This is a genomic window from Pseudomonas sp. JUb42, from assembly GCF_024807945.1.
Taxonomy (GTDB): Bacteria; Pseudomonadota; Gammaproteobacteria; order Pseudomonadales; family Pseudomonadaceae; genus Aquipseudomonas.
In genome coordinates this window covers 64,969-77,095 of the sequence record NZ_JANUFD010000024.1, presented here as the reverse complement: position 1 = coordinate 77,095, position 12,127 = coordinate 64,969, and the positions used below count along the sequence as shown (strand labels likewise).

11 protein-coding genes are annotated in these 12,127 nt (G+C 60.5%); 8 read left to right on the top strand and 3 right to left on the bottom strand.

The genetic code is table 11. The annotated features are described in order from the left end of the window. Positions 1-165 precede the first annotated feature (165 nt). Together M2401_RS32865 and M2401_RS32860 are read right to left on the bottom strand one after the other, a co-directional pair. Positions 166-1,659, bottom strand: coding sequence for a CoA-acylating methylmalonate-semialdehyde dehydrogenase (locus tag M2401_RS32865; RefSeq protein ID WP_259111004.1), 1,494 nt, complete (start codon positions 1,657-1,659; stop codon positions 166-168). A 63-nt stretch (positions 1,660-1,722) separates the two neighbouring features. Continuing rightward, positions 1,723-3,069 carry an aspartate aminotransferase family protein gene (locus tag M2401_RS32860; protein ID WP_259111002.1) on the bottom strand — a complete coding sequence of 449 codons (1,347 nt, stop codon included), beginning with the start codon at positions 3,067-3,069 and terminating at the stop codon, positions 1,723-1,725. Between the two features lie 123 nt (positions 3,070-3,192). Between M2401_RS32860 and M2401_RS32855 the strand changes: the two genes are divergently transcribed. The 7 genes from M2401_RS32855 (at position 3,193) to M2401_RS32825 (ending at position 11,158) form a co-directional block, all read left to right on the top strand. Next, positions 3,193-4,113 carry a LysR family transcriptional regulator gene (locus M2401_RS32855; RefSeq protein WP_259111000.1) on the top strand — a complete coding sequence of 307 codons (921 nt, stop codon included), beginning with the start codon at positions 3,193-3,195 and terminating at the stop codon, positions 4,111-4,113. A 145-nt stretch (positions 4,114-4,258) separates the two neighbouring features. After that, positions 4,259-5,641 (top strand): uracil-xanthine permease family protein, encoded by a 1,383-nt coding sequence (locus tag M2401_RS32850; RefSeq protein WP_259110998.1) that lies wholly within the window; start codon positions 4,259-4,261, stop codon positions 5,639-5,641. 79 nt (positions 5,642-5,720) lie between these two features. Then, entirely contained in the window at positions 5,721-6,383 is a 663-nt protein-coding gene (locus tag M2401_RS32845) for a TetR/AcrR family transcriptional regulator (RefSeq protein ID WP_259110996.1), read from the top strand. 18 nt (positions 6,384-6,401) lie between these two features. After that, positions 6,402-6,995, top strand: coding sequence for a YigZ family protein (locus M2401_RS32840; RefSeq protein ID WP_259110993.1), 594 nt, complete (start codon positions 6,402-6,404; stop codon positions 6,993-6,995). Positions 6,996-7,549: 554 nt separating this feature from the next. Further along, on the top strand, positions 7,550-9,121 hold the full coding sequence (locus M2401_RS32835; protein WP_259110992.1) for an ABC transporter ATP-binding protein: 1,572 nt from the start codon (positions 7,550-7,552) through the stop codon (positions 9,119-9,121). Positions 9,122-9,131: 10 nt separating this feature from the next. Next, the gene (locus tag M2401_RS32830; RefSeq protein ID WP_259110990.1) at positions 9,132-10,232 is read left to right on the top strand and encodes an ABC transporter permease; all 1,101 of its coding nucleotides are present in this window, start codon (positions 9,132-9,134) and stop codon (positions 10,230-10,232) included. After that, positions 10,232-11,158, top strand: a complete 927-nt coding sequence (locus tag M2401_RS32825; RefSeq protein WP_259110988.1) for an ABC transporter permease — start codon at positions 10,232-10,234, stop codon at positions 11,156-11,158. The genes M2401_RS32830 and M2401_RS32825 overlap by 1 nt, the downstream gene beginning before the upstream one ends. 81 nt (positions 11,159-11,239) lie before the next feature. Here M2401_RS32825 and M2401_RS32820 read toward each other — a convergent pair whose 3' ends face one another. Continuing rightward, positions 11,240-11,692, bottom strand: coding sequence for a hypothetical protein (locus tag M2401_RS32820; RefSeq protein WP_259110986.1), 453 nt, complete (start codon positions 11,690-11,692; stop codon positions 11,240-11,242). Between the two features lie 80 nt (positions 11,693-11,772). On the opposite strand from M2401_RS32820, the gene M2401_RS32815 reads away from it, so the two are divergent. Then, positions 11,773-12,123 carry a MerR family transcriptional regulator gene (locus tag M2401_RS32815; protein WP_259110984.1) on the top strand — a complete coding sequence of 117 codons (351 nt, stop codon included), beginning with the start codon at positions 11,773-11,775 and terminating at the stop codon, positions 12,121-12,123. Positions 12,124-12,127: the final 4 nt, after the last annotated feature.

Genomic DNA, 12,127 nt, shown 5'->3' with positions numbered 1-12,127 from the left:
CTGCGCCGGAAGTGGGGCGAATTATAGATAGATTCTGAGGGGCGTCAAGAGGTTATTTCAGAAAGCTTCAAAAAGTTGCGAGCTGCAAGCTACGAGCTGCAAGAAAGGCCGGGAACACCTGCTTGCAGCTTGTAGCTTGAGGCTTGAGGCTTGCAGCTGCTTCCCTCAGAGACTCGGAAACGCAAACTGCGATGCCTCATGACTCGCCCGTTGCGGCCAGCGCTGGGTAATCGCCTTGCGCCGGGTATAGAAGCGCACGCCATCCGGGCCGTAAGCATGCAGGTCGCCGAACAGCGAACGCTTCCAACCGCCGAAGCTGTGATACGCCACCGGCACCGGCAGAGGTACGTTGACGCCAACCATGCCCACTTCAATCTCATCGCAGAACAGCCGCGCCGCTTCGCCATCACGGGTGAAGATGCAGGTGCCGTTGCCGTACTCGTGATCGTTGATCAGTTGCATGGCCTGTTCGAGACTGTCGACACGGACGATGCACAGCACCGGGCCGAAGATCTCTTCTTTATAGATACGCATCTCGGGCATAACCCGATCGAACAGGCAGCCACCCAGGAAGAAGCCTTCTTCGTTACCGGCCACGCTCAGGCCACGACCGTCGACCACCAGGGTCGCTCCCGCCTGCACGCCGTCTTCTATATAGCCACTGACCTTGTCGCGATGCTGACCGGTAACCAATGGCCCCATGTCCAGGCCGCAGGTGGTGCCTGCACCAATCTTCAGCGACTTGATTTGCGGCACCAGCTTGGCCACCAATGCGTCGGCAATCTGATCGCCCACACAGACAGCAACCGAAATCGCCATGCAGCGCTCGCCACACGAACCATAGGCCGCGCCCATCAAGGCACTGACCGCGTTATCCAGATCGGCATCCGGCATCAGTACCGCATGGTTCTTCGCCCCGCCCAGTGCCTGGACGCGCTTGCCACGGGCAGCGCCTTCTTTATAGATGTACTCGGCAATCGGCGTAGAACCGACAAAACTCAGTGCCTTGACTTCCGGCGCCTCGATCAGTGCATCCACCGCAGTCTTGTCGCCATGCACCACGTTCAGCACGCCCTTGGGCAGACCGGCTTCGTGCAGCAGCTGAGCGATCAGCAGCGTCGAACTCGGATCACGCTCAGATGGTTTAAGGATGAAGCAGTTGCCGCAGGCAATCGCCAGCGGATACATCCACAGCGGCACCATGGCCGGGAAGTTGAACGGCGTGATACCGGCAACAACGCCCAGAGGCTGGAAATCGGACCAGGCATCGATGTTCGGCCCGACGTTGCGGCTGTACTCGCCCTTGAGAATTTCCGGCGCTGCGCTGGCGTACTCCACGTTCTCGATGCCGCGCTTGAGTTCACCGGCAGCGTCTTCGAGCGTCTTGCCGTGCTCTTCGCTGATCAACTGGGCAATGCGCCCTTCGTTCTGCTCCAGCAGTTGCTTGAAGCGGAACATGACCTGCGCACGCTTGGCCGCTGGCGTATTACGCCAGGCCGGGAAGGCAGCCTTGGCGGAGTCGATGGCCTGTTGCACGGTTTCACGGCTGGCCAATGGCACTTTATGGATCGCCTGACCGGTGGACGGATTGAACACGTCGGCGGTACGGCCATTGTCGCTGACCAGTTGGCCGTCGATCAGGTGCTGGATGTTGCTCATGAATAGAACTCCAAAAGGCGCGACACTCGTCGCGCCTGGCTTAATCGATAAGGTTGAGTCTGGTCAGTCGACCTGATTGATCGCTTCGCCCACTGCGTCGAACAGACGGTCCAGATCCTCGGCCTTGCTGTTGAAGGTTGGCCCGAACTGCAGGGTGTCGCCACCGAAGCGCACATAGAAGCCAGCCTTCCACAGCTTCAGGCCGATCTCGTAAGGACGCACGATGGCATCGCCATCACGAGGTGCGAGCTGAATCGCGCCCGCCAGACCGAAGTTGCGGATATCGACGATGTGCCTGGCCCCCTTCACGCCGTGCAGCGACTTCTCGAAGTGCGGGGCGATTTCCGCGACTTGCTGCACGAGGTTTTCCCGCTGCAACAACTCCAGGGCCGCCAGACCGGCCGCGCACGCAACCGGGTGCGCGGAATAGGTATAGCCATGGGGGAATTCGACGGCGTATTCCGGCGTCGGCTGATTCATGAAGGTCTGGTAGATCTCGCTGCTGGCAATCACCGCGCCCATGGGGATGGCGCCGTTGGTGACTTGCTTGGCGATGCACATCAGGTCCGGGGTCACGCCGAAGCTGTCGGCACCGAACATTGCACCGGTACGCCCGAAGCCGGTAATGACCTCGTCGAAGATCAGCAGGATATTGTGCTGATCACAGATCTCGCGCAGACGCTTCAGATACCCCTGAGGCGGCACCAGCACGCCAGCCGAACCCGCCATGGGCTCGACGATCACGGCGGCGATGTTCGACGCATCGTGCAACTCGATCAGTTTGAGCATTTCATCGGCCAAGGCAATACCGCCCTGTTCCGGCATGCCTTTGGAATAAGCGTTGCTGGCCAGCAGGGTGTGGGGCAGATGGTCGACGTCCATCAACTGGCCGAACATCTTGCGGTTGCCGTTGACCCCACCCAGGCTGGTGCCCGCGATGTTCACACCGTGATAGCCACGGGCGCGGCCGATCATCTTGGTCTTGGTCGCCTGGCCCTTCAGGCGCCAGTAGGCCCGCACCATCTTCACCGCGGTATCGGCGCACTCAGAGCCGGAGTCGGTATAGAAGACGTGATTGAGGTTGCCAGGGGTCAGCTCGGTAATTTTCTCCGCCAATTGAAAGGACAGCGGATGGCCGTACTGGAAGGCAGGCGAATAATCGAGAACGCTCAGTTGTTTGGCGACGGCTGCCTGAATCTCCGTGCGGGTATGCCCGGCGCCACATGTCCACAGCCCGGACAGCGAATCGTAGATCTTGCGGCCCTTATCGTCTGTCAGATAGCTGCCGTGGGCGGCAACGATCAGGCGCGGATCACGCTGGAAACTGCGATTGGCGGTGTAGGGCATCCAGTGCGCATCGAGTTTCAGCTGGCTGGCCAAAGACATATCGGACGATTCGGGCATGTTCATCGGAGCGATCCTCGCAGGATGTAAGCGGTTCATTGAATAAAGCCTGATTGCGGCCAAGTTGCCACGGGAATAAAGTCTGTAAAACCCAACTTTTATGATCCTCAGTCAGGCAATCACTAAACAATGAATAGCCGTCGTCCCGATCCACTGGCACAAGTCAGCGATTTTGATATCCGCCTGCTGCGCATTTTTCGCAGCGTGGTGGAGGCTGGTGGCTTTTCCGCCGCCGAAAGCGCATTGGGCATCGGCCGCTCGGCCATCAGCCAGCAGATGAGTGATCTTGAGCAGCGCCTGGGCCTGCGTTTGTGCCAACGCGGGCGCGCCGGGTTTTCTCTGACCGAGGAAGGTCGCGAGGTTTACCACTCGGCCTTGCAGTTGCTCAGTGCTTTGGAGAGTTTTCGTACAGAGGTCAACGGCCTGCATCAACACTTGCGTGGCGAGTTGAACATCGGCCTGACCGACAACCTGGTCACCCTGCCCCACATGCGCATCACCCATGCCTTGTCGCAGCTGAAAGAGCGCGGCCCGGATGTGCATATCAATATCCGCATGATCGCGCCCAACGAAGTGGAACAAGGCGTGCTCGACGGCCGCCTGCATGTCGGCGTGGTGCCCCAGGCCAGCGCACTGTCGGGGCTGGAATATCAATCGTTGTATAGCGAGCGTTCGCTGCTGTATTGCGCCGTGGGTCATCCGTTGTTCTATGTTGATGACGCGCAACTGGACGACAAGCGCCTGGCCGATCAGGACGCCATCGCCCCGACCTTTCGCCTCCCGGGGGAGATCCAGGCGCATTATCAGGCGCTGCGTTGCACGGCCAGCGCTTCGGACCGCGAAGGCATGGCGTTTCTGATCCTGACCGGGCGCTATATCGGTTATCTGCCAGACCACTACGCGACCTTCTGGGTGCAGCAGGGACGCCTTCGGGCGTTGAAGCCAGCGTCGCGCTTCTATGACCTGAGCCTGGTCTCGGTCACTCGCAAGGGCCGTCGCCCTCATTTGGTGCTGGAAAGCTTTCTGGATGCGTTGGCGGCGACGCGCTGACCCACCACAAAAATAAATTTAATTATCTTATCCATCTGTTTTTAATGGAAATTTTATTAGTTACGGGCAAATAACCTGAGCACATGGACAGCTTTTTGCAATTGCTCCGGGTAATTCCCGCCGACCTCACACTCGAGAGCACGACATGCAACCCGACGCCTCACCCGAAAGCGATCTGATCTACGGACTGAACGATCGCCCGAAACCTGCCCCGGCCCTCTTGGCCGCCCTGCAGCATGTGCTCGCCAGTTTCGTCGGCATCATCACCCCGCCCCTGGTGATCGGTTCTGCTCTCGGGCTTGGGGCTTACCTGCCCTACCTGATCAGCATGGCGTTGCTGGTTTCTGGCGTAGGAACATTCATCCAGGCGCGTCGGCCGTTCGGCATAGGCGCCGGGATGATCTGCCTGCAAGGCACCAGTTTCGCCTTTCTCGGTGCGGTGCTGTCGGCAGGTTTCATGGTCAAGCAGCGCGGCGGCAGCCCGGAAGAGATCATGGCGATGATTTTCGGCGTGTGCTTTTTCGGCGCCGTGGTGCAGATCGTCCTCAGCCGCTTCATCGGTCAACTGCAGAAAGTCATCACGCCGTTGGTGACCGGCATTGTGATTACATTGATCGGCGTCAGTCTGATCAAGGTCGGTGTCACCGATCTCGGCGGCGGCTTCAATGCCCCGGATTTTGGCGAGCCGGTCAACCTGGCGCTGGGCGGTTTCGTGCTGTTGGTAATCATCCTGCTCAACCGCTCAAACACCCCGTGGATACGCCTGTCGGCGATCATTATCGGCCTGTTGCTGGGCAGCCTGGCGGCCTGGTTCAGCGGCAAGCTGGTGCCGCAATCCATCAGCAGCCTGCCCTTGATCAGCGTGCCGGTGCCGTTCAAGTTCGGCTTCAGTTTTGACTGGGGCGCGTTCCTCCCGGTCGCGCTGATTTATCTGATCAGCACCATCGAAACCGTCGGCGACCTGACCGCCAACTGCATGCTCTCGCGCCAGCCCATCAGCGGCCCGAGCTATATCGAGCGGCTCAAGGGCGGCGTTCTTGGCGATGGCGTCAGTTGCATGCTCGCCGCCACGTTCAGCGCCTTCCCCAACACCACCTTCGCCCAGAACAATGGAGTGATTCAGCTGACCGGCGTGGCCAGCCGCTATGTCGGCCTCTATATAGGCGCGGTACTGATCATTCTCGGGCTGTTTCCCATGATCGGCGCCATCGTCCAGCAGATTCCCAAACCGGTACTGGGCGGCGCCACCCTGGTGATGTTCGGCAGCGTTGCCGCGGCTGGCGTACGCATCCTGTCCCGGGCACCACTGGACCGGCGCAGCATGCTGATCATCGCCACCTCCTTCGGTGTCGGCCTGGGCATTGCAGCGCAACCGGCCCTGCTGCATCACATGCCCAAACTGGTACAGAATCTGTTCGACTCGGCCATCACCAGCGGCGGCATCACAGCCCTGCTGATGTCGCTACTGCTGCCGAAGGAAAAGTCGACAGTAGCCGAAGAAATTTCCGAGCCTGAGGGAGCTAAATAACACAAGCAACGCTTGTCGGATTGTTGCGGGTGCGCTATCAGTGCATCCGTCGCACCCTATGATCTGTCCGGAATTGCCCATGACCCTCGAAGTCCCAGCGCACAGCAATCAATCCGCCAAGCCCGCCAGCCGCATTCGTCAAAAGAACGAGCAAGCGATCATAAAAGCTGCTGAAGACGAATTCGCCCGCCATGGTTTCAAAGGCACCAGCATGAACACCATCGCGCAGAACGCCGGGCTGCCGAAGGCCAACCTGCATTACTACTTCACCAACAAGCTCGGGCTGTATATCGCCGTGCTCAGCAACATCATCGAATTGTGGGACAGCACCTTCAACCACCTGAGCGTGGAAGACGATCCGGCTGAAGCCCTGAGCCGCTACATTCGCGCCAAAATGGAATTCTCCCGTCGCCAGCCCCAGGCCTCGCGGATCTTCGCCATGGAGATCATCAGCGGCGGTGAATGCCTGAACGAATATTTCAGCCAGGACTACCGCGCATGGTTCCAGGGCCGCGCTGCGGTGTTCCAGGGTTGGATCGACGCAGGCAAAATGGACCCGGTCGACCCCGTGCACCTGATCTTCCTGTTGTGGGGTAGCACCCAGCATTATGCTGATTTCGCCACACAGATCTGCCAGGTCACCGGGCGTACGCGCCTGACCAAGCAGGACATGGAAGTGGCAGGCGACAACCTGATCCGTATCATTCTCAAGGGCTGCGGGCTGACACCAACAGCCGCGTAACCCCAGCTGGAAGCGAAGATGCCGTTTACCCTGCTCGGCCCTTGCGAATTTCGTGAAGAAATCCGCAAGAGCCGTTTCATCACCCTGGCCGCGCCGATCAATAGCCCGGCAGACGCCCAGGCCTTTATCGAGCAACACAGTGACCTCGATGCCACGCACAACTGCTGGGCCTGGAAACTGGGCGCGCAATACCGCAGCAACGATGACGGCGAACCGGGCGGTACAGCGGGGCGACCGATTCTGGCAGCCATCGAGGCCCAGGATTTCGATCAGGTGGTGGTGCTGGTCATCCGTTGGTACGGCGGCATTCAACTGGGCACTGGCGGCCTGGCCAGGGCCTATGGCGGTGGCGCGAATAAATGTCTGCAACAGGCCGAGCGCCGCCCGCTGATCAATCGCGTAACGCGGGAGCTGGAATGCAGCTTCAGCGAGCTGGCCCTGGTCAAGCTGCGCGTCGCTGAAATCAATGGCCTGATTCAGGCGGAGAACTTCACTTCCAACGGTGTCGAGCTGTCGATTGCCATTGGCCCGGAGCAGGTCGAAGTCTTGCAACGGCAACTCGCCGATCTGAGCCGTGGCAGGATTATCCTGCACGAATCCACTGCGGACTGAATTGCCCACACCTGCTGTGCACCTGACTGTGGATAAGCTGAGCACATCGGGCTGCAGCCCTTGTACGACATGGCTTACGGGGCATTGATCACTTTTCGTTCACATTTCCCGACGGACTGATAAACCGCCATCAAAACAGTGTGTTAAACGCCGTTATCGCCTATAGATCCAAAGCGCAGCCTGCTTATGCCGGGCTTTTGCCCTTGCGCACAATTACTGTGGAGCAACCTGTGGATAACAGGTGCAAGGGTGGCGGCAGCGCTTGAGGTAACTCGCTCGGCTGTTGCTGTACATTTTTTGTACAGGTTGATGATCCATCTTGAGTCTTTTGCCAGGGTTTTCGCCCTGATCTGGTGCCCGAATAGCACTGCGCCGGATTCCCGGACTGGCTTCATCTGTAGGACCGGCTTCAGCCGGGAGAGCGCCCTCCCGGCTAAAGCCGGTCCTACGGGCGTTGGTCGTGACAGGAACAGGCGCACATCGAAAAAACCTGACCCATTGGCCAGCTTTTTGCTTTAACCCTGCCGCGACCCATTTCACGATCAGAGCCTGTCATGTCAAACCTTGGGACAAACCCGCGCCTGCAACTGCGCAAAATCAGCAAGCAATACCCGGGCTGCCTGGCCAATGACGCCATTGACCTGAGCATTCAGCCCGGCGAGATCCATGCCTTGCTGGGGGAAAACGGGGCGGGCAAGAGCACGCTGATGAAGATCATCTACGGCGTGACCCAACCCGATTCCGGTTCGATCATCTGGCAGGGCAGCGACCTGACCATGCGCAACCCGGCTCAGGCACGCAGCTTGGGTATCGGCATGGTATTTCAGCATTTCTCGTTGTTTGAGACGTTGACTGTAGCGCAGAACATCGCACTGGCCATGGGCGCCTCGGCAGGTACACCCAAACAGCTGGAACCACGCATCCGCGAGGTCTCCCAGCGTTATGGCATGGCGCTGGAACCCCAGCGACTGGTGCATAGCCTGTCGATTGGCGAGCGGCAAAAGGTCGAGATCATTCGCTGCCTGATGCAGAACATCCGCCTGCTGATTCTCGACGAGCCGACTTCGGTGCTGACACCCCAGGAAGCCGAGGAGCTGTTCGTCACCCTGCGCCGCCTGGCCCATGAAGGCTGCAGCATTCTGTTTATCAGCCACAAGCTCGGCGAAGTCCGCTCGCTGTGCCATAGCGCCACGGTGTTGCGCGGCGGCAAGGTGTCGGGGCATTGCATCCCGGCGCAATGCAGCGATCTGGAACTGGCGCGCCTGATGGTCGGCGATGCCGAAGGTCTGGTCGCGCAGTACCCTAAAGTCACCGGCAACACCTCGTTCCTGCGTGTGGAGAAGCTCTCGTGGAGCAACCCTGATCCGTTTGGCTGCTCCCTGGTGGACATCAACCTGCAAGTGCGCAGCGGCGAAATCGTCGGCATCGCTGGCGTCGCGGGCAACGGTCAGGACGAGCTGCTGGACCTGCTCAGCGGCGAACAACCGCTGCCCTCTCGTGACTCAGGGCTGATCCGTTTTGCCGATAAACACGTGGCCCACTTGCGCCCGGATGTCCGTCGACGCCTGGGCCTGGCCTTTGTCCCGGCCGAACGCCTGGGCCATGGCGCCGTGCCGGAGTTGAGCCTGAGCGATAACGCCCTGCTCACCGCGTTCCAACAGGGCCTGGTCAGTAAGGGGCTGATCCAGCGCGGCAAGGTGCAGGCGTTGACCGAAGACATCATCCGCCGCTTTGCGGTCAAGACGCCGAACACCCAGACAGCCGCCCGCAGCCTCTCGGGGGGCAATCTGCAGAAATTCATTCTCGGTCGCGAGATCCTGCAAAAACCGAAACTGTTGGTGGCCGCGCACCCGACCTGGGGCGTGGACGTGGGCGCGGCGGCGGCGATTCATCGCGCGTTGATCGCCCTGCGTGATGCCGGGGCGGCGATTCTGGTGATCTCCGAAGACCTGGACGAGCTGTTCCAGATCAGCGATCGCATCGCCGCCCTCAGCAGCGGTCGGCTCTCGGCACTCAAGCCGGTGGAGCAGACCAGCGCCGTGCAGGTCGGTGGCTGGATGGCCGGTCAGTTCGACGACGCGCCCGCCGCCGCTGCCACCCCACTTCCCGCTACCGTCATTAATTAAGGAGCCTGCGATGCTGCTTTCCCTGGAACCGCGCGGGCAACAATCGCGCGCCATGCTGTGGTTCTCGCCCCTGCTGGCTGCCGTGCTGACGCTGCTCTGCGGCTCACTGCTGTTTATGGCCCTGGGCCTGAACCCGCTGAAAACCCTGCATACCCTGTTGATCGCGCCGGTCAGCGACCTCTACGGCCTGTCCGAACTGATGGTCAAGGCGTTGCCGATCCTGCTCTGCGCTCTGGGCCTGGCCGTGGCCTATCAGGCGCGGATCTGGAACATCGGCGCCGAAGGCCAGTTGCTGCTGGGCGCCCTGGCCGGTAGCGCAGTGGCGGTGAATGTCATCGACATCGAGAGCCGCTGGGCGCTGGTACTGATCCTGCTGGTCGGCACCCTCGCGGGCGCGGCGTGGGCCGGGCTTACCGCCTGGCTGCGTACCCACTTCAACGCCAATGAAATCCTTACCAGCATCATGCTCAATTACATCGCCCTGAACCTGCTGCTGTACTTTGTCCACGGCCCGCTCAAGGACCCGGCCGGCATGAACTTCCCCGAATCAGCCATGTTCGGCGACGCCAGCCGCCTGCCGCTGTTGATGGAAGACGGACGGATTCATGCCGGGGTGTATTTCGCCCTGCTGGCATTGGTTGCGGTCTGGGTTCTGTTGCAACGCAGTTTTATCGGTTTCCAGATCAAGGTGCTTGGCCTGGACAAGCGCGCAGCGGGTTTTGTCGGCTTTCGCGAGAAGCGGCTGGTCTGGCTGGCACTGCTGATCAGCGGTGCATTGGCGGGGCTTGCCGGGGTCTGCGAAGTCACCGGGCCTATCGGCCAACTGGTGCCGCAGGTGTCACCGGGCTACGGCTATGCGGCGATCACCGTGGCTTTTCTGGGGCGCCTCAATCCACTGGGTATCCTGTTTTCCAGCCTGTTGATGGCCCTGCTCTACCTGGGCGGGGAAAGCGCGCAGATGTCGATGAATCTGCCCCAGGCCATCACCCAATTGTTCCAGGGCATGATGCTGTTCTTCCTGCTCGCCTGTGACGTTTTGATTCTTTACCGCCCACGGCTCAAGGGCCGCTGGGCCAAACGCCAGATGGCGCCAGTCGCAGGAGCCGTGTGATGGATATCGATCTGCTGAGCAATATTTTCTTCGCCATGGTCCGCTGCGGCACGCCCCTCTTGTTGGTGGCGCTGGGCGAACTGATCTGCGAAAAAAGCGGCGTCCTCAACCTCGGCCAGGAAGGCATGATGCTGTTTGGCGCGGTGATCGGCTTTATCGTCGCCTTCAGCACCGGCAATCTATGGCTGGGCGTGTTGCTGGCGATGTGCGCCGGGATGCTGCTGTCGGCGCTGTTTGCGCTCGTTGCCTTGGTCTTCAACGCCAACCAGGTCGCTACGGGGCTGGCCCTGACCATCTTTGGCGTGGGCCTTTCGACCTTTGTCGGCGCGGCCTGGGTCGGCAAGCCGCTGCAAGGTTTCGAGCCGGTTGTCATACCCTTTCTCAGCCATATCCCGCTGATCGGGCGCATGCTGTTTGCCCAGGACATTCTGGTCTACCTGTCCTTCGCCTTGTTTACCTTGGTCGCCTGGGCGCTGCTCAAGAGCCGAATCGGCCTGATCATTCAGGCCGTCGGCGAAAACCCCGACGCCGCCAGTGCCATGGGCCTGCCGGTGCTGCGCGTACGGACCCTGGCGGTGCTGTTCGGCGGTGCCATGGCCGGATTGGCCGGTGCCTACCTGTCCCTGGCCTACACGCCGATGTGGGCGGAAAACATGAGCGCCGGCCGCGGCTGGATCGCCCTGGCTCTGGTGGTATTCGCCAGTTGGCGAGTATGGCGCCTGCTGCTCGGCGCCTACCTGTTCGGCCTGGCCAGTATCCTGCACCTGGTGGCGCAAGGCATCGGCCTGGCGATCCCGTCCAATCTGCTGGCGATGCTGCCTTACGTGGCGACTATCGTGGTGTTGGTGCTGCTGTCACGGGATGCGCTGCGCACACGGTTGTATGCGCCGGTTTCGCTGGGGCAGCCTTGGCAGGCGGGGCATTGACAAGCGCAGGATAGGACGTCATCCGGTTTCAAATTGGAATGCGCACCTTGTGGGAGCCGGCTTGCTGGCGATGGTGTCAGATCAGTCAATGACGCCTTTGCGAGCGCTTCGCACTCGATCGCCACCAAGGCGGCTCCCACAACCTGCAACCGGCCATAACTGCATCACCGCCCACGCCAACTCCACTACCAGAAAACCCACCAGCAATGTGGTCGCGCCATGCATCAGGGCATAGCCCTGCCACGCCGCAAACAACAATCGTCCAACCGCGTCATAACGTCCGAACTGCAGCTGCGGATCACGAATCCGCAACACCGCCCACACGCAGACAATAGACCCGAGCAGGTTGGCCATCAGCATATGGGTGGCTTCGAACGGTGGCAGTTCACCGGGCAGATTCAAGGCCTGGCTCAACGTCGATAGAAAGCCGTGCAACGCCATGAAACTCCACGGCGTTGCAAAGGCAGCGGTGACGATCAGGTCGTACCAGCCACTGGCTCTTACCACTCGACGATAGTGCTCGGCTTGCCACATGACGCGCTCCTGGGGATTGGGATTTCCCACAGGCTAAAGCCTGGAGTACGCTCCAGGGTCAAGCACCGAGGACTGAACCCATGCGCATTGGTGAATTGGCCCAGGCCGCCGCCGTCAGCCGCGATACCCTGCGCTTCTACGAGCAACGCGGCCTGATCGCTGCGCAACGCAGTGCCAACGGCTATCGTCATTACCCGGTAGAAATGGTGCAACTGGTGCAGTTCATCAAGACTGCACAACGCCTGGGTTTCAGCCTGAACGAAATCGGCCAGAGCGTTGCCGAACTATGGAATGCGCCGTCACCGGATCTGGCGATTGCGCAACTGCTCGAGGACAAACTGACCCTGATCGAAACCCGCATCGCCGAACTCGGCCAATTGCGCGCCGAGATTCGCCAGCGCCTGGGTCAGAGTTGCCCGCTCACTCCTTGACTCC

Bases quoted from the DNA above. Each gene is read 5' to 3' on its own strand.
- M2401_RS32830 (WP_259110990.1), top strand. From the start codon at position 9,132: ATGCTGCTTTCCCTGGAACCGCGCGGGCAACAATCGCGCGCCATGCTG.
- M2401_RS32845 (WP_259110996.1), top strand. From the start codon at position 5,721: ATGACCCTCGAAGTCCCAGCGCACAGCAATCAATCCGCCAAGCCCGCC.
- M2401_RS32865 (WP_259111004.1), bottom strand. From the start codon at position 1,659: ATGAGCAACATCCAGCACCTGATCGACGGCCAACTGGTCAGCGACAAT.
- M2401_RS32825 (WP_259110988.1), top strand. From the start codon at position 10,232: ATGGATATCGATCTGCTGAGCAATATTTTCTTCGCCATGGTCCGCTGC.
- M2401_RS32835 (WP_259110992.1), top strand. From the start codon at position 7,550: ATGTCAAACCTTGGGACAAACCCGCGCCTGCAACTGCGCAAAATCAGC.
- M2401_RS32820 (WP_259110986.1), bottom strand. From the start codon at position 11,692: ATGTGGCAAGCCGAGCACTATCGTCGAGTGGTAAGAGCCAGTGGCTGG.
- M2401_RS32840 (WP_259110993.1), top strand. From the start codon at position 6,402: ATGCCGTTTACCCTGCTCGGCCCTTGCGAATTTCGTGAAGAAATCCGC.
- M2401_RS32815 (WP_259110984.1), top strand. From the start codon at position 11,773: ATGCGCATTGGTGAATTGGCCCAGGCCGCCGCCGTCAGCCGCGATACC.
- M2401_RS32855 (WP_259111000.1), top strand. From the start codon at position 3,193: ATGAATAGCCGTCGTCCCGATCCACTGGCACAAGTCAGCGATTTTGAT.
- M2401_RS32850 (WP_259110998.1), top strand. From the start codon at position 4,259: ATGCAACCCGACGCCTCACCCGAAAGCGATCTGATCTACGGACTGAAC.
- M2401_RS32860 (WP_259111002.1), bottom strand. From the start codon at position 3,069: ATGAACATGCCCGAATCGTCCGATATGTCTTTGGCCAGCCAGCTGAAA.